Genomic DNA, 15,678 nt, shown 5'->3' on the forward strand with positions numbered 1-15,678 from the left:
GGCGCGAAGCAGTTTCATCCCGACGTCAACCCCACCCGACCCCTCGTGCGTTGATGGGGGGCACGCTCGGGAGAGGACAGGGATGAGAGAGACGGACCGGCACTCCTTCGAGGAGTGGGCCCGCGGCCGGCAGCAGGCGATGCTGCGCACCGCCTACCTGGTGACGGGAGACCTGCACCGGGCCGAGGACCTCCTCCAGGAGGCCCTCGTCGCGGCGGCGCAGCGCTGGGGCACCCTGCGCGAGGGCAACCCGGAGGCGTGGGTGCGCACCGTCGTGGCCCGTCGGCACATCTCCTGGTGGCGCAAGCACCGTCGCGAGACGCTCACCGACGCCCCCGCGGGTGCGGGCGAGGGGCGGACGCCGGCGGCGGACCCCTCCGGTCGCGTCACCGGCCGCGTCGTGCTGCTCGACGCGCTCGACCGGCTCACCGCCAAGCAGCGCTCGGTGCTGGTCCTGCGGTTCCTGGAGGACCTCTCCGTCGCCGAGACCGCCCATGCGCTGGGCGTCACCACCGGCACCGTCAAGCGGCAGACCTCCGTGGCGCTGGAGCGCCTGCGCGACGTCGCCCCCGAGCTGCGCGACCTCGTGGAGGAGAACCGATGAACAGCAACGACCTGCACGACCGGCTCCTCGCGCTGCGCGAGGACCTCGACCTGCCCGAGACCCGCGTCGCCGAGGGCGCCTGGGAGACCGGGCGCACCCGCCAGCGGCGCCGCCGTGCCGCGGGGGCGGTGGCGGGCGTCGCCGCCGTGGCCGTGATCGCGGCCGGCACCGCGCTCGTCGGTGGCGGCACGACCGACGCCGGGAGGATCGGCCCCGCGAGCACGGTGCCGTCGACGTCCCTGCCCTCCGCCACCGCGACGAGCGGTCCGGTGACGCCGATGGGTGAGTTCCGCGGCCTGGGGGTCGGCGGCGCCGTGGTGACCCGAGCCGGTTTGGGAGGCCTCGCCGAGGAGGCCGCGTCCGTGACGCTCCAGGGCCGCAGCGCCGGCACGGTGTCCGAGGCGATCGAGGTCGTCGGCGGTGCCCTGCCCGACTGGGCAGCGTCGTCCTCCGACGGCGTGCTGATCTGCTGGGCCGGCGGGGAGCAGGCACTCGTCGCCGACCCCACCCAGCAGCTGCGCCCCGACTCCTTCAGCCCCACCGGGGCTCTCCTCGCCACGTTCTCCGACCAAGGCCTCGAGGTCCTCGACCTCGTCGACGGCGGCGGCTCCACCTACCCGTTCGACTCGCTCGGCGACCTCGCCGACGTCGGCCCCGACGCCCTCCAGCTGACCTGGGCGGACGACGAGCACCTGCTGATCGCCGAGGCCCGCTCCGCCTACGAGGACGCGGGCACGCCGCGCGCCGTGCTGCTCGACGCCGTCACGGGCGACGTCACGGCGACGGCACTGTCGGGCGGCACCGTGTACCTCGACGGCTCGCCGATCGTCCTGCACGCCAGCCGCGCCTACACCGGCAGCACCGTCTGGTGGAGCCGCGCCGGCAACCTCGGGATGACCACCCTCCTGCCGCTCGCCGCCGACGGGCTCGTCGCCGGGAGCAGCTCCACCTCGATCCCAGGCGCGGACTCGGCCGAGGCCGGACGATTCACCCAGGTCGAGGTGTGGGACAGCACCGACTTCGCCCTGGCCGCCCAGCTCCCGGTGCCGAACGGCACGCACCCCGCCGTCCTCGACCTCGACGCGAGCCACGTGCTGGCGAGCCTGCGGGACGCGGACGGCACCACGCTGGTCGACGTGCCGTTCGGGGCGCGGGAGGGCGAGCCGGTCACCGGCGTCCTGCGCCTGGACGGGGCCACCGGCGCCGTCGCCGTCCGCCCCGGCGGGCTGGGCTGAGCCAGGCCCGGCGGACCGAACGTCATACGGAGCGGACGCACAGTCCCTCAGAGGTATGACGCTGCGCGGCCGAGAAGAGGAGCAAGGTCTGGTCAAGGCCGACGGCAAACGCTTGTGACCGGACGCACCCGTGCCGATGGCACGGGTGCCATGAACACGCTGCAGATCCTGACGTCCCGGCCCGTCCGACGGTGGCTCGCGCCCCTCGGCGTCCTCGGCGTCCTCGCCCTCGCCCTGCTGTTCCTCCACCGCTCGCTGGGCGGGTACGACTGGCACGCGCTGCCGGCCGACCTCGGCGCGATCGGCCCTGTGCCGGTCACGGGGGCACTGGCGGCGACGGCGCTGAGCTACCTGGCGATGACGGGGTACGACGCCCTGGCGCTGCGCTACGTCGCCGACCTGGTGCCGCAGCGGCTGCCGTGGCGGCGCTACGCCTCGGCGTCCCTGGTGGCCACCGCGTTCGGCAACAGCCTCGGCGCCTCGGCCATCGTCGGCGCCGCGCTGCGCGCCCGGGTCTACTCGGCCTGGCAGATCCCGGCCGCGGCGATCCAGCGGATCATCGGCTTCAACCTGCTCACCCTCGGCCTCGGCTTCGCGGTGCTCTCCGGCGGCGGCGTGCTCGCCCACCCCGAGCGGGCGTCGGCGGCGCTGCACCTCCCGGAGCCGGTGGTCACCGGTCTCGCGGTCGCCGTGCTCGCACCGGTGGTCGGCTACCTCCTGTGGTCGCGGCTCGGACGCCGGCCCCTCACCGTCAAGGGCCACGAGCTGGCCCGGCCGGGCTACGGCCTCGCGGTGACCCAGGTGGCGCTGTCCACCGTGGAGGTCGCGCTCATGGCCGCGGCGCTGTGGTTCCTGCTGCCCGTTGGCCTGGACGTGGCGTTCGTGCCGTTCGTGGCCGCGTTCGCGATCGCCACGGTGGTCGGGCTGGTCAGCAACGTGCCCGGCGGCGTGGGGGTGTTCGAGTCCGTGCTGCTGGTGCTGCTCTCCTCGGCCGTGGACCCGGTCGCCCTGGCCCCGGCGCTCGTGGCGTTCCGGGTCGTCTACTTCCTGCTGCCGCTGCTGGTGGCCGCCGTCCTGCTGGTGGCCCTCGAGGCCCGCCGCGGACGCGACGCCGAGACCGGCGCCTCCCGCTCCCAGACCGTCGAGCTGGTCGGTGTGCTGACCCCGTCCGTGCTGGCCCTCATCGTGGCCGGCCTGGGCGTGGTGATGCTCGCGACCGGCGAGGTGCCCGGCCTGCGCGCGCACCTGCCCGAGGGCTCCGCCTTCGCGGTGAGCCTCGTGGGCATCACGCTGCTGCTGCTGGCTCGCGGCCTGCACCGGCGCCTGCGCGAGGCCTGGGTCGTGACCCGCGCCCTGCTCTTCGCCCAGGTGGGGCTCTCGCTGCTGCTCGGCGCCACGGTGCCGGGCCTGGCCGGCCTCGGCGTGCTGGCGCTCCTCGCCCCGGCGCGCGGCGTCTTCCACCGCCGCTCCGGCTCCTTCCACCACCCCCGCGGCCTGTCCTGGACCCTCGCGGCGACCGGCATCGTCGGCGCCGCCCTCTACTGGCACCAGAGCGCCGCGTGGGGCACCGACGGCACCGTGCTGCTCAGCGTGAGCGACCAGCACCCGGCCAGCGTCCGCGTCGCGGCCCTGCTGGGCGTCGTCGGCGTGCTCGTGCTCGGCCTGCGCCTCCTGCGCCCGCTCGTGCCCGGCCCCCGCACCACCCGCTGCCCCGAGGAGCTGGCGAAGGCCGAGGAGATCGTCTCGACGCGGGGGCGCGCCACGTCCCACCTCGCCTTCACCGGCGACAAGCGCCTGCTGTTCTCCGCCGACGGCGCCTCGTTCCTGATGTACCAGGTCGAGGGCCGCTCCTGGATCACCATGGGCGCCCCCGTCGGCGACCCCGGCACCTTCGCCGCGCTGCTGCGCGACTTCGTGGCGCTGGCCGAGCGGCACGACGGCCGCCCGGTGCTCTACAGCGTCGGCGAGGAGCACGCCGACCTCTACCGCGAGCTGGGCCTGAGCCTGACCAAGCTCGGCGAGGAGGCCGTCGTCGACCTCACCACCTTCGCGATGACCGGCAAGCGCTACGCCAAGATGCGCCGCTGGGTGAACATCAACGTCACCGCCGGCTCCGAGGTCGAGATCCTCGCCCCCGAGCAGGTCACCGACGCCCTCATGGCCGAGATGCGCGAGGTCTCCGACGAGTGGCTGGCCGAGCGCAACGCGAAGGAGAAGCGGTTCTCCCTCGGCCCGTTCGACGACGAGTACGTGCGCCGCTTCCCGGTGGCCACCGTGCGGTTCGAGGGCCGGCTGCTCGCCTTCGCCACCCTCTGGGTGGGCCAGGAGGACGGCTCCGTGGCCGTCGACCTCATGCGCCAGCGCTCCGGCGGCCCGGCGAACGTCATGAACTTCCTCTTCGTCCGCATCATGCAGTGGGGCCAGGAGCAGGGCATGCGCTCCTTCAGCCTCGGCATGGCCCCGCTCTCCGGCCTGGCCACCGGCGAGGACGCCACCACGTGGGACCGGATCGGCGCCCTCGTCTTCGCCCGCGGCGAGAAGTACTACAACTTCCAGGGCGTGCGGCACTTCAAGGACTGCTTCCACCCCACCTGGGAGTCGCGCTACGTGGTGACCCCCAAGGGCCTCGCGTTCCCGACCGCCATGGTCAACGTCGCCACGCTCGTCGGCGGCGGCGTGCGGGGGCTCGTCTCCCGCTGAGGCCGGCGGCCGGGTGGCGGCGATCTCGAGGCTCCTCGCCAGGGCTCGTCGCGCCTCGATCACCGGTAGGGGCCAGGGCTCGCCGCGCCTCGACCAGCGGCCCCGGGGCCACCACTAGGGTGGCCGCATGCAGCGCTGGCCGCGGTGGGTCTACGGCGAGGGCGAGGACCCGGACTACCGGTTCACCCTCGCCAACGAGCGCACGTTCCTGGCCTGGATCCGCACCGCGCTGGCGCTGATCGCCGGTGCCGTCGCGGTCCGCGCCCTCGACCTCGGCCTGCCCGGCTGGGCGACGCAGGCGCTGGCCGGCGTCCTGGCCGTGCTCGGCATGGCCGGCGGCGTGGTCGCCTGGTTGCGCTGGGCGCGCGGCGAGCGGGCCATGCGCAGCAACGCGCCCCTGCCCGACAACCGCGCCGGCCTCGGCCTCACCGGAGGCGTGGTGCTGGTCGCGGCCGTGGTCGTCGTCGTGCTCGTCGCGGTGGCATGACCCCGGGCATGACTGATGGAACCGGCTCGGGGACGACGGGGCCCTGGCGCGACCCCACCGTCGGCACCGCGCCCGAGCGGGCCGCCCAGCACGAGCGCACGGCACTGGCCTGGCAGCGCACCGGCCTGTCGGTCGCCGTCGCGGCCCTGGCCGCAGCGCGGTTCGCCTGGCTCGAGGTGGGTCCGCTGGCCCTGGTCGACGTCGTGGTGGCGCTGAGCCTGATGGGGTGGTTCGTCCGCGAGTCCCGCCGTCGGCACGGACGACGGCAGGCGGGCGTGCCCGCCGCACCGGCCGTGGGCCCGGCGCTGGTCGCGGGCGCCGTGGTGGTGCTGGGTGCCGTCGAGCTGGTCGCGGTGCTCCGGGCCGCGGCGGGCTGAGAAACCCTGCGGTAGCCCGGGCCGGCCTCAGAGGTCGGTCTCGCCCCGGGCGACGAGCACGGCGGGGCCGGTCATCACGATGCGCCCCTCGGCCGTCCAGTCGACGGTGAGCGTGCCGCCGGGCAGGTCCACGACCCGGGTGACGGCCTCCCCCTCGGCGCGGCCGTCGCGCAGCGCGCTGGCCACCGCCACCGCGCAGGCGCCGGTGCCGCAGGAGCGGGTCTCGCCCGAGCCACGCTCGTGCACCCGCATCCGCACGTGGCCCGGGGCGACGTCCTCGACGAACTCGACGTTGACGCCCGCGGGGTAGAACGACCGGTCGAAGGTGGGCTCGGCCAGCAGCGGACCGACCGGGCCGCCGGCGTCCACGCTCTCGACGAACGCCACCGCGTGCGGGTTGCCCATGTCGACGCCGACGGCGCCCCACGAGGTCTCGCCGACCGCGACGGTGGTGTCGCCCATCAGCCGCGGGACGCCCATGTCGACGCTGATCTCGCCGTCGGCCGCGCCGCCGGCGAAGGTGATCGTCTTGAGGCCGTCGCGGGTGGCCACCGGCAGCGGGGCGGAGGCGTCGGCCAGGCCCTCGGTGACGAGGTGGCGGGCGAAGACGCGGATGCCGTTGCCGCACATCTCGGCGACCGACCCGTCGGCGTTGCGGTAGTCCATGAACCACTCGGCCTGCTCGGCGCCGGTGCCGGGCTGGTCCACGTACCGGGCCCGCACGACCCGCAGCACGCCGTCGCCGCCGAGGCCGGCACGGCGGTCGCACAGGGCCGCCACGCGGGACGCGGGCAGCTCGCCGTGCAGGTGCAGGTCGGGGTCCGGCAGGAGGACGAAGTCGTTCTCGGTGCCGTGGCCCTTGAGGAACGGGTAGGTCACCGCTCCACGGTACCGGCCACGCGGGGACCAGACGGACCTAGTCCGAACGGGCCATCCGAGTGCACCCGTTCACTCCTGACGCGGCCCGCCCGCCGAACGTAACGTTTCGGACAAGGGCGACCCGCCGGATCCCGGGCCGCTCCGCTACTGCTCCCCCTCCCCCCTCTCTCGATCCCGCTCCCCTCCCCCCGCCCCCGTCCGCCGACGTCCCCCGTCGGCCTGCCGAGCGCGCCCGGAGGTGGCCCCCAGCGAAGGAGCCTCCGCCCATGAGTCCCCGACCTCCCACGCCCCCCACCCGCCGCAGCAGGCTGCGCCGGCTCACGGCCGCGACCGCGACGGTCGGCACCGGGATCGCCGCGTTCGCGGTGCTGCCGGCCCTGCCCGCCGCGGCCGCCGACCCCGACTGGACCGCGAGCGCGCACAGCGACGTGGTGGACCTCAGCGCCTCGCTGCTGGGCCAGAGCCTCACCGACGTGGTCGTGGGGCACTCGCTCGCCGAGGTCGACACCGCGGGCGCCCCGGTCGTCACCGCGACCTCCTCCAACGTGGACACGGCGCTGCTCGGGATGGCGCTGCCCGCCGACGGCCAGGTCGCCACGGCCCCGCCGAGCACCGACCCGGCGTCGGAGACCCTGCTCCCGCTCGACCTCGCGCCCCTGCTCACCCTGGGCGTGATCACCGGCGACACCGAGGCCTCGTGGAACGCCGACGGCACCTGCGTCAAGGAGGTCGACGGCGTGCGCACCCTCGGCGGTGCCGACACACGGCTGGCCGAGCTGAGCCTCGTCGGCGTCGAGGGGCTCGCCACCCTGGTCGACGTCGGCGCCTCGCGCGTCACCTCCACCACCGACCTCGTGCCGACGTTCGGCGACCGGCACGACGTCGTCTCCACCACCACCGCGCGGATCGGCGACATCTCCCTGCTGGACGGGGCGGTGCAGGTGCACGTGGGCAGCCCGGCCGTGCTCACGGCAACCTCGGACGGCACCACCGGCACCGTGGAGTACACCGCGCCCGTGGTCACCGTGACGGTCGCCGGGCAGTCGCAGCCGATCACCCTCGAGGCCGGCACCACCGACATCCCGCTGGACCTGGGCCTGCTGTCCGCCGACGTCTCCCTCACCCTCAACGACGGCGTCGACGCCTCCAGCGCGGCCGCGGCCTCCGGGTCCGTGGACGACGTGCTCGCCATCGACCTCACGGTCGACACGCTCATCCTGGAGGTCGCGAACGTGCACCTCGGCGTCGGCCGCCTGGAGGCCGACGCGACCGCACCCGCCGGAGGCGTGACCTGCACGTCGGAGACCGACACCGACGGCGACGGCCTCACCGACGCGGTGGAGGGGACGCTGGGCACCGACCCGGCCGACCCCGACACCGACGACGACGGCCTCTCCGACGGCGAGGAGGTCGACACCTACGGCACCGACCCGCTCGACGCTGACTCCGACGACGACGGCCTGACCGACGGCGACGAGGTCAACAGCACCGGCACCGACCCGCTCGACGCGGACACCGACGACGGCGGCGTGGACGACGGCGACGAGAACGCCGTGGGCACCGACCCGCTCGACGGCAGCGACGACGGCAGCGGCGGCCCCAGCGGCACCGACACCGACGGCGACGGCCTCTCGGACGCGGCCGAGGACGTCCTCGGGACCGACCCCGACAACCCCGACACCGACGGCGACGGGCTCACCGACGGCGCCGAGATCAACACCTACAGCACCGACCCGCTCGACGCCGACAGCGACGACGGCGGCGTCTCCGACGGGGCCGAGGTCGCCAACGGCACCGACCCGAACGACGGCACCGACGACGTGCTCGTCGACGACATGGACGGCGACGGTCTCACCGACACCGAGGAGGTCGCGCTCGGCACCGACCCGGCGGACGCCGACACCGACGGTGACGGCCTCACCGACGGCGCCGAGGTCAACATGGTCGGCACCGACCCGCTGGACTTCGACACCGACGACGGCGGCGTCTCCGACGGGGCCGAGGTCTCGGCGGGCACCGACCCGCTCGACGGCAGCGACGACGTCGAGGTCGACGACGCGGACGGCGACGGCCTCAGCGACGAGGCGGAGGCCGGTCTGGGCACCGACCCGGCGGACGCCGACTCCGACGACGACGGCCTCACCGACGGCGCCGAGGTCAACACCTACGGCACCGACCCGCTCGACGCGGACACCGACGACGGCGGCGTCCTCGACGGCGCCGAGGTCTCCCGCGGCACCGACCCGCTGGACGGCACCGACGACGTCGCGGCCGGCCCGACCGACCCCGACCGTGACGGCGACGGGCTCACCGACGGCGAGGAGCTCTCCCTGGGCACCGACCCCGACGACCCGGACTCCGACTCCGACGGGCTCACCGACGGCGACGAGGTCAACACCTACGGCACCGACCCGCTCGACGCCGACACCGACGACGACCGGATCAAGGACGGCCGAGAGGTGGCCGGTCCGATCAGCCGCTACCCGCGGTGCACGACCGACCCGCTGGCGACCGACTCCGACGGCGACGGTCTCACCGACGGCGCCGAGGTCCGTGGCATCACGATGAACCTGCTGGTGGTCCGCCCGAACAAGAAGCTGACGGTGAAGAAGGTCCGCACGAGCCCGTGCCGGGTCGACACCGACGGCGACAAGCTCACCGACCGGCGCGAGGTCCGCGGGTCGCGGCTCGGCATCCGGGTCGTGCTGCGCAGCGGCACCATCCGCATCGGCTCCCGCAAGACCAACCCGCTGGTCCGCGACACCGACGGCGACGGCCTCTCCGACCGCGTCGAGGTCACCGGTGCCCGCAACACCGCGTGGGGTCGCAAGGCCACCGACCCGACCCGTGCGGACACCGACCGGGGCGGTCGCACCGACCGCGCCGAGATCCGGGCCGGCTCGAACCCGAACAACGTCTACTCGGGGCCGAAGAACCCCGACCGGACCAAGCCCTCGCCGCGGGCCTCGGCCCGGCTGGGCTGAGCCCCGGCCTCCACCCCGGCTCGACCCGCTCCATCCCGGCGCCCGTCGTCGTCCTCCGTCCCCACCCGGGGCGGGCGGACGGCGGCGGGCGCTGCTACGCCGTGGCCGCCCGCACCGCCGCGAGCGCACGGGTCAGCCGGTCGGGGTCGTCGAACCGGACCCACGTGATCCGCGGGTCCTTGCGGAACCAGGAGTCCTGGCGCCGGGCGAACCGCCGCGTCGCGACCACCGTGCGCTCCTTGGCCTCCTCGAGGCTCAGGACGCCGGCCAGGTGGTCGGCCACCTCGCGGTACCCGATCGCGCGGCCGGCGGTGCGGCCCTCGGCCAGTCCCTCGCCGAGCAGCCGCTCCACCTCGTCCACGAAGCCGTCGGCGAACATCTGCTCCACACGCTGCTCGATGCGTGCGTCCAGGGTCGGCCGGTCGATGTCCACACCGACCTGCACCGCGCCGGGCAGGGCGTACTCCAGCCGGGGCAGCGTCGCGGTGAACGACCGCCCGGTCAGCTCCACCACCTCCAGCGCCCGGACGATGCGGCGACCGTTCTCGGGCAGGATGCTCGCCGCCGCGGCCGGGTCCACCGCGGCCAGCCGCGCGTGCAGGGCGCCGCTGCCCACCTCCGCCAGCTCCGCCTCCAGCCGCTCGCGCAGCGCCGGGTCGGTGCCGGGGAACTCGAACTCGTCCAGCACCGCCCGGGTGTAGAGGGCCGAGCCGCCGACCAGGACGGGCACCCGGCCTCGTCCGCGGAGGTCGGCGACCAGCCCGCGGGCCCAGGCCTGGAACTCGGCGACGCTGGCGGGCTCGGTGACGTCGAGGACGTCGAGCAGGTGGTGGACGACGCCGCGGCGCTCGGCGGGCGGGAGCTTGGCGGTGCCGACGTCCATGCCCCGGTAGAACTGCATGGCGTCGGTGTTGAGCACCTCGCCGGGCGTGCCGGCGGCGGTGAACGCCTCGGCCAGGTCGAGGGAGAGCGCCGTCTTGCCGGACGCGGTGGCCCCCACCACCGCGACCACGGGCAGGCCGACCGGCACCCGGGCGGGCGAGTCAGGAGCACTCGTCATGTGGCTAGTGTGGCAAGACCCGAGGAGCAGACCTGAAGGAGGAGCCGATGGGCTTCCTGGACAAGGCCCGCCGCCAGCTGGACACCCCCGCCAACCGCCAGCGGCTCACGCAGCTGCGGGGCAGGGTGGCCGACACGGTCGCGAAGAACGAGACGAAGATCGGCCAGGGCCTGGACAAGGCCGCCGCGGCCGTCGACCAGCGCACCAAGGGCAAGCACCACGCACGCATCAGCCAGGGGGTCGCCGGCGCCAAGAAGGGCGTCTCCTACCTGGGCCGCAAGCCCAGCAGCGCTGATGGCGGGCCCGGCACCACCGACGGCAGCACGGGAGGCACCCGATGACCGCACCCATCCCCGAGGAGCGCGACGCCGCGCCGCTGGAGGACTCGATGGACGGCATCCGCCCGCCCGGCGAGCACGGCGAGGACCTCCCCGACGGCAAGGACGGGGCGTCCGCCGCGGCAGCCGAGCAGGAGTCGAACGCCGAGGAGTCGGACGCCGGCGAGCCCAGCCAGTGACCGACGCGCACGTCCCGGAGGTGGGCGGCCGCTTCGTCGTCGTCCCCGCCTCCTACGTCTTCCTGCTCCGCGACGGACTGGCCGGCCTGGAGGTGCTGCTCCAGCTGCGCACCAACACCGGCTTCATGGACGGTCACTGGGCCGCCGGCGCGGCCGGGCACGTCGAGCGCGGCGAGACCGCGGTGGAGGCGGCCCACCGCGAGGCGGCCGAGGAGATCGGCGTCTCCGACCTCGTCCTGGAGTTCCTCACCACCATGCAACGCACCCGCGGCGGGGAGCCGATCGACGAGCGGGTCGACTTCTTCTTCGCCGCACGCTCGTGGTCGGGAGAACCCGCCCTCCAGGAGGGCAAGGCCGCCGACCTGCGGTGGTGCCCACTCGACGCGCTCGACACCCTGCCCGGGCCGGTCGTCCCCCACGAGAGGGTGGTGCTCGAGGCGCTGCGCACGCGCACCCTGGAGCCGTACAGCACGCACGGCTTCGTCACGGGGTGACCAGCATGTCCGAGACCAGCACGACCAGCGACTCCACCGACTCCAGCGCCTCCACCGGCAGCGACCTGGGGCCGATGCCCCAGCCCGAGGCCACCAGGCCCCAGCTCGTGCCGGGCGGCCCCGACGCGGTGCTCGAGGCGCAGCGCAGCCCGGTGGTGCCGGACGTCGCCGCCGAGGCGAACCCGGCCACCGCCGCCACGCCCGCGGCGAACCGCTCCGGCGAGGACACCTCCACCCAGGCCACCCGCGGCGAGAAGGCCCCGGCGGCGTCGGAGTCCCCCGCCTGAGCCCACCGGCCTCGTCCGTCCACCCGGGGAGTCGGCGTGGGCCGACCGGAACATCCGCCCGGATGCTCTGACCCGCGCCACGGACCCGCAGGCCAGCGGCGTGTGCCGGAGGAGGGCTCGGCGTTGTTCCGGTCCGCCGACGTCACGCGGCAGTCCTCAGCCGCACCGCGTCCCGCAGGGTCTGCTCGACCCGGCGCGGGTGGAGCATCACCTCCTCCCAGCTGAACCTCAGCACCGTCCAGCCGTGGACGACCAGCGCGTTGTAGCGGGCGGCGTCCCGGACGAGGTCGGCCCGGCCACCGTGCCAGGAGAAGGAGTCGGCCTCCGCGACGATCCGCGCCCGTCGGTCGACCAGGTCGGGCTGGCCCAGCCACCGCGGGCTCGCGATCGGCACCTGGGGCTCCGTGCTCAGGCCGGGGGACGGTCGCGGCGATCGCGCGCAGGACCGACTCGAACGGGTTCGCCGCCCGGCCGTCGGCGGCCGCGGCCACCGTGCGAGCCCGGGCGCTCCCCGGCCCCCTCAGGCCGGCGACCAGGTCGAGGAGGTCCCCGCGTGCCAGGCCGTCGCGCAGGGCCGAGTCGGCCACGCAGAGCGCCTCGGCGAAGGGCAGCGACCGCAGGCAGTCGGCCACGGTCCGGTCGGGCGAGGTCACCCCGGCCTGCTGCTCGGCCCGGGTCAGGGGCGCCCACCGGACGTCGGCCCCGTCCGCCTGCCCGGCGGCGAGGCGGCGGTGCCGCGGGACGGTGGCGACCGGCCGGTCGGGCGACCACTGGACGGCCAGGCCGTGCAGCAGGGCCGCGCTGAGGTGCGAGGCAGCCCCGGAGAGACGGGCCGCCTCCGTCCTCGCGCGGTCGGCCCCGGGCAGCGCGTAGCGGCCGCGGGCGACGCGGACGACCGCGCCGGTGTCCCGAGCGGCCTCGGCGCGGGCGCGGCCGACCAGGTCCACCAGCCGCGACCAGGTGGTCACGCCTCCGGTGCGTGCGAGCTCGGTCTCCAGGTCCACACCGGCAGCCTGCCGCGCCGGAGTCGCGCGTGCACGCGGCTCTCCACAGGGACGTCGCAGGACCGGAACAACACCCGGCCCCGAGCCGGCAACCCGGCGAACCCGCAGGTCAGCGTGCCGCACACACCAGGGGCAGGCCGTTGTTCCGGTCCGCCGACGAGGGGCTCAGAGCCGGGTGACGTCCAGCGGGGTCTCGACGACACCGTCGGCGCCGGCCTCGACGAAGTAGGCGCCGGCGTCATCGGTCTCGGCGTACGCGCCCACCATCTCGGTCCCGCGGTAGAGCACGCCGGCGCCGTCGTCGGTGGCGTACCCGGCGGGCAGGGTGCCGTCGGCCACCAGCGACTGGAACAGCGGGCGCCGCTGCGGCTCGCTGTCGTAGTGGACGCCGTTGCTGAAGGGCACCAGGCCGAGGCCATTGGTGACCGGGCGCAGGTCGGGGCCGAAGGAGTCGGTGGTGCCGCCGGCGTGCCAGCAGATGGAGCCGGCCGAGACACCGGTGAGCACGACGCCGGCCTCCCAGGCGGAGCGCATCGCCTCGTCCACGCCGTGCAGGCGCCACATGGCGAGCAGGCCGGCCACGGAGCCGCCCCAGACCCAGACCACGTCGGCGTCGAGGAGGTGGGCGGTCACGTCCTCGACGTTGGGCATGGTGAACAGCTGCAGGTGCGAGCCGGTCCAGCCGCGGGTCTGCACCGCGTCGTAGAAGTCGCGGATCAGCCCCGGCGAGTCGCCACAGGCGGTGCCGAGGAAGCAGACCTTGGGAGCACGGCCGGTGACCCCGGCCAGGTCGACGGCCAGCTCGGTGAGCGGGCCGGGCTCGAACCTCGTGCGGGTGCCCATGACGGCACCGCCAGAGGTCGCGAGGATGGTGGGGGCGTCAGCGGGCACGGCGGACCTTCCGAGAGAGGTTCGTCAAGGATCCCTGACCGTAGCGGAGCGTCCGCGCGCGACGATGCGCGGGGCGCGCCCGCGAGGGGCCGGGGGGTGCCCCGATGCTGCCACCTCGGCCCGGCCGCGCGCTGCACCGGGGCGAGCGTCGGTGCGTCAGCGGCAGGCCGGGGCGTCCGGCAGCGGGGCCGGGACGCCGACGGTGGGCATGCCCAGGCCGACGCCGGCCGGTGCCGGCGGGGCGGCGTGGCGGCGCTCCCAGGCGTCGCCCGAGCGGGTGCGGCGCACCGCGTGCACGGTGTCGGCGACCAGGTGGTGCGGGGCGGCGTAGGTGACCTCGACGGTGACCATGTCGCCCGGGCGCGGCTCGCCGAGCGAGGCGTCCGGAACGGCGAAGTGCACGAGCCGGTTGTCGGGGGCGCGGCCGGAGAGCCGGCGGGTCTCGGCGTCCTTGCGCCCCTCCCCCTCGGCGACCATCACCTCGAAGGTGCGGCCGACCTGGAGCTTGTTCTGCTCCCAGGAGATCTCCTCCTGGAGCGCGACGAGGCGCTGGTAGCGGTCCTTCACGACGGACGCCGGCACCTGGTCGTCCATCGTGGCCGCCGGCGTCCCGGGGCGGATGGAGTACTGGAAGGTGAACGCGCTGGAGAACTTCGACTCCGCGACCACGCGCAGGGTCTCGGCGAAGTCCTCCTCGGTCTCGCCGGGGAAGCCGACGATGATGTCGGTGGTGATCGCGGCGTGCGGGATCTGCTCGCGGACGCGCTCGATGATGCCCAGGAACTTCGTCGAGCGGTACGAGCGGCGCATCGCCTTGAGGACGCGGTCGGAGCCGGACTGCAGCGGCATGTGCAGGCTGGGCATCACGTTCGGGGTCTCGGCCATCGCGTCGATGACGTCGTCGGTGAACTCGGCCGGGTGCGGGCTGGTGAAGCGCACCCGCTCGAGGCCCTCGATGTCGCCGCAGGCGCGCAAGAGCTTGGAGAAGGCCTGACGGTCGCCGAACTCGACGCCGTAGGCGTTCACGTTCTGGCCGAGCAGGGTCACCTCGGTGACGCCCTCGGCGACCAGCGCCTCGATCTCGGCGAGGATCTCGCCGGGGCGGCGGTCCTTCTCCTTGCCGCGCAGGCTGGGCACGATGCAGAACGTGCAGGTGTTGTTGCACCCGACGCTGATCGAGACCCAGGCCGCGTAGGCCGAGTCGCGCTTGGTGGGCAGCGTCGACGGGAAGACCTCGAGGCTCTCCAGGATCTCGACCTGGGCCTCCTCGTTGGCCCGGGCACGCTCCAGCAGGGCGGGGAGAGAGCCGATGTTGTGGGTGCCGAAGACGACATCGACGTACGGCGCCTTAGCCGTGATCGTGTCGCGGTCCTTCTGTGCCAGGCAGCCGCCGACGGCGATCTGCATGCCCGGCCTGGCCGCCTTCACCGGGGCGAGGTGGCCGAGGTTGCCGTAGAGCTTGTTGTCGGCGTTCTCGCGCACGGCGCAGGTGTTGAACACGACGACGTCCGCCTGCTCGCCGTCGGGCGCGGCCGTGTAGCCCGCGTCCTCCAGGAGGCCGGTGAGGCGCTCGGAGTCGTGGACGTTCATCTGGCACCCGTAGGTCTTGACCTCGTAGGTGCGGGGCTGCGCGAGCGGGGCGGCGGTCTCGGTCATGGCCTCACCAGGGTAGGAGCCTCCCGTGGCGAGCGGGAATCGTGAGCGCTCAGAGCACGACCCACGCCGCAGTCCCGTGCATGATCGCCACCGTCGGCACCTCGACGAGGAGAGGGTGCGCGAACACGAATCCGTCGGCGCTGTCCCGGACCCAGGACGAGATCGGCCGAGCGTGCGACCACCCGTGCTCGATCACCACGAAGCAGCCGCCGAACGTGAGTACTGCCGGCAGCACCGTGAGCGGGGCCAGGACGAGGTGGAGGCCGGTGAACCACAGCATGAACGATCCGGCGAGCAGGCTCATGACCGTGACTCTGGTCCAGCTGGACAGCAGGACGGAGCGCAGGCGCGCCCCCACCGAGGCCGCGCGAGCGGCGCGCTCGGACCCCGGGCGGGTGTGGGTGGACGGGAGGTCGGTGCGGTGCGAGGTGGTCATGCCCGAGAGGCTGCCCGCGGGCGGGACGGCGAACCGGACGCCGCCGCGGCCTGTGGAGAACCACCGG

At 74.8% G+C, this 15,678-nt stretch carries 16 protein-coding genes; 10 read left to right on the top strand and 6 right to left on the bottom strand.

The features are described from left to right. Positions 1 to 82 precede the first annotated feature (82 nt). The 5 genes from M8330_RS07675 to M8330_RS07695 all read left to right on the top strand — a co-directional run bounded on the left by M8330_RS07675 (position 83) and on the right by M8330_RS07695 (position 5,403). Positions 83 to 604, top strand: coding sequence for a SigE family RNA polymerase sigma factor (locus tag M8330_RS07675; protein WP_250826844.1), 522 nt, complete (start codon positions 83 to 85; stop codon positions 602 to 604). Beyond that, positions 601 to 1,839 carry a hypothetical protein gene (locus tag M8330_RS07680; protein ID WP_250826845.1) on the top strand — a complete coding sequence of 413 codons (1,239 nt, stop codon included), beginning with the start codon at positions 601 to 603 and terminating at the stop codon, positions 1,837 to 1,839. Before M8330_RS07675 ends, M8330_RS07680 begins: the two co-directional genes overlap by 4 nt. Positions 1,840 to 1,989: 150 nt before the next feature. Further along, the gene (gene mprF, locus M8330_RS07685) at positions 1,990 to 4,539 is read left to right on the top strand and encodes a bifunctional lysylphosphatidylglycerol flippase/synthetase MprF (protein ID WP_250826846.1); all 2,550 of its coding nucleotides are present in this window, start codon (positions 1,990 to 1,992) and stop codon (positions 4,537 to 4,539) included. A gap of 127 nt (positions 4,540 to 4,666) precedes the next feature. Continuing rightward, a complete protein-coding gene (locus M8330_RS07690) occupies positions 4,667 to 5,026 on the top strand; it encodes a YidH family protein (RefSeq protein ID WP_250053030.1) in 360 nt (119 codons plus the stop codon). Between the two features lie 8 nt (positions 5,027 to 5,034). After that, positions 5,035 to 5,403 (top strand): DUF202 domain-containing protein, encoded by a 369-nt coding sequence (locus M8330_RS07695; RefSeq protein ID WP_250053029.1) that lies wholly within the window; start codon positions 5,035 to 5,037, stop codon positions 5,401 to 5,403. 27 nt (positions 5,404 to 5,430) lie between these two features. Here the strand turns inward: M8330_RS07695 and dapF are convergent, their stop codons facing one another. Beyond that, complete coding sequence (gene dapF, locus M8330_RS07700; protein ID WP_250826847.1) at positions 5,431 to 6,282, bottom strand: diaminopimelate epimerase; 852 nt, start codon at positions 6,280 to 6,282, stop codon at positions 5,431 to 5,433. A 266-nt stretch (positions 6,283 to 6,548) separates the two neighbouring features. On the opposite strand from dapF, the gene M8330_RS07705 reads away from it, so the two are divergent. After that, entirely contained in the window at positions 6,549 to 9,266 is a 2,718-nt protein-coding gene (locus M8330_RS07705; RefSeq protein ID WP_250826848.1) for a hypothetical protein, read from the top strand. A gap of 94 nt (positions 9,267 to 9,360) precedes the next feature. Here M8330_RS07705 and miaA read toward each other — a convergent pair whose 3' ends face one another. Continuing rightward, entirely contained in the window at positions 9,361 to 10,326 is a 966-nt protein-coding gene (gene miaA, locus M8330_RS07710) for a tRNA (adenosine(37)-N6)-dimethylallyltransferase MiaA (RefSeq protein ID WP_250826849.1), read from the bottom strand. 47 nt (positions 10,327 to 10,373) lie between these two features. Between miaA and M8330_RS07715 the strand changes: the two genes are divergently transcribed. The 4 genes from M8330_RS07715 to M8330_RS07730 are packed head-to-tail and all read left to right on the top strand — an operon-like array spanning position 10,374 to position 11,624. Continuing rightward, entirely contained in the window at positions 10,374 to 10,667 is a 294-nt protein-coding gene (locus tag M8330_RS07715; protein ID WP_250826850.1) for an antitoxin, read from the top strand. Beyond that, positions 10,664 to 10,843 (top strand): hypothetical protein, encoded by a 180-nt coding sequence (locus M8330_RS07720; RefSeq protein ID WP_250053023.1) that lies wholly within the window; start codon positions 10,664 to 10,666, stop codon positions 10,841 to 10,843. The genes M8330_RS07715 and M8330_RS07720 overlap by 4 nt, the downstream gene beginning before the upstream one ends. Further along, a complete protein-coding gene (locus tag M8330_RS07725) occupies positions 10,840 to 11,337 on the top strand; it encodes an NUDIX domain-containing protein (protein WP_250826851.1) in 498 nt (165 codons plus the stop codon). Before M8330_RS07720 ends, M8330_RS07725 begins: the two co-directional genes overlap by 4 nt. Before the next feature lie 5 nt (positions 11,338 to 11,342). After that, positions 11,343 to 11,624, top strand: a complete 282-nt coding sequence (locus M8330_RS07730) for a hypothetical protein (RefSeq protein WP_250826852.1) — start codon at positions 11,343 to 11,345, stop codon at positions 11,622 to 11,624. A gap of 142 nt (positions 11,625 to 11,766) precedes the next feature. Here the strand turns inward: M8330_RS07730 and M8330_RS07735 are convergent, their stop codons facing one another. The 4 genes from M8330_RS07735 to M8330_RS07750 all read right to left on the bottom strand — a co-directional run bounded on the left by M8330_RS07735 (position 11,767) and on the right by M8330_RS07750 (position 15,611). Further along, entirely contained in the window at positions 11,767 to 12,018 is a 252-nt protein-coding gene (locus M8330_RS07735) for an endonuclease domain-containing protein (protein ID WP_250826853.1), read from the bottom strand. 775 nt (positions 12,019 to 12,793) lie between these two features. After that, positions 12,794 to 13,519 carry a Type 1 glutamine amidotransferase-like domain-containing protein gene (locus M8330_RS07740; RefSeq protein ID WP_250826854.1) on the bottom strand — a complete coding sequence of 242 codons (726 nt, stop codon included), beginning with the start codon at positions 13,517 to 13,519 and terminating at the stop codon, positions 12,794 to 12,796. Positions 13,520 to 13,675: 156 nt separating this feature from the next. Then, positions 13,676 to 15,175, bottom strand: a complete 1,500-nt coding sequence (miaB, locus tag M8330_RS07745) for a tRNA (N6-isopentenyl adenosine(37)-C2)-methylthiotransferase MiaB (protein ID WP_250826855.1) — start codon at positions 15,173 to 15,175, stop codon at positions 13,676 to 13,678. A 49-nt stretch (positions 15,176 to 15,224) separates the two neighbouring features. Continuing rightward, on the bottom strand, positions 15,225 to 15,611 hold the full coding sequence (locus M8330_RS07750) for a hypothetical protein (RefSeq protein WP_250826856.1): 387 nt from the start codon (positions 15,609 to 15,611) through the stop codon (positions 15,225 to 15,227). Positions 15,612 to 15,678: the final 67 nt, after the last annotated feature.

It is taken from the genome of Nocardioides bruguierae, from assembly GCF_023656415.1.
GTDB lineage: Bacteria > Actinomycetota > Actinomycetes > Propionibacteriales > Nocardioidaceae > Nocardioides > Nocardioides bruguierae.

What these genes read in the sequence shown, in the direction of transcription:
- M8330_RS07750 (WP_250826856.1), bottom strand. Translation starts at nt 15,611, where the DNA reads ATGACCACCTCGCACCGCACCGACCTCCCGTCCACCCACACCCGCCCG.
- M8330_RS07690 (WP_250053030.1), top strand. Translation starts at nt 4,667, where the DNA reads ATGCAGCGCTGGCCGCGGTGGGTCTACGGCGAGGGCGAGGACCCGGAC.
- mprF (WP_250826846.1), top strand. Translation starts at nt 1,990, where the DNA reads ATGAACACGCTGCAGATCCTGACGTCCCGGCCCGTCCGACGGTGGCTC.
- M8330_RS07730 (WP_250826852.1), top strand. Translation starts at nt 11,343, where the DNA reads ATGTCCGAGACCAGCACGACCAGCGACTCCACCGACTCCAGCGCCTCC.
- M8330_RS07720 (WP_250053023.1), top strand. Translation starts at nt 10,664, where the DNA reads ATGACCGCACCCATCCCCGAGGAGCGCGACGCCGCGCCGCTGGAGGAC.
- M8330_RS07715 (WP_250826850.1), top strand. Translation starts at nt 10,374, where the DNA reads ATGGGCTTCCTGGACAAGGCCCGCCGCCAGCTGGACACCCCCGCCAAC.
- M8330_RS07680 (WP_250826845.1), top strand. Translation starts at nt 601, where the DNA reads ATGAACAGCAACGACCTGCACGACCGGCTCCTCGCGCTGCGCGAGGAC.
- M8330_RS07675 (WP_250826844.1), top strand. Translation starts at nt 83, where the DNA reads ATGAGAGAGACGGACCGGCACTCCTTCGAGGAGTGGGCCCGCGGCCGG.
- miaA (WP_250826849.1), bottom strand. Translation starts at nt 10,326, where the DNA reads ATGACGAGTGCTCCTGACTCGCCCGCCCGGGTGCCGGTCGGCCTGCCC.
- M8330_RS07695 (WP_250053029.1), top strand. Translation starts at nt 5,035, where the DNA reads ATGACTGATGGAACCGGCTCGGGGACGACGGGGCCCTGGCGCGACCCC.
- miaB (WP_250826855.1), bottom strand. Translation starts at nt 15,175, where the DNA reads ATGACCGAGACCGCCGCCCCGCTCGCGCAGCCCCGCACCTACGAGGTC.
- M8330_RS07705 (WP_250826848.1), top strand. Translation starts at nt 6,549, where the DNA reads ATGAGTCCCCGACCTCCCACGCCCCCCACCCGCCGCAGCAGGCTGCGC.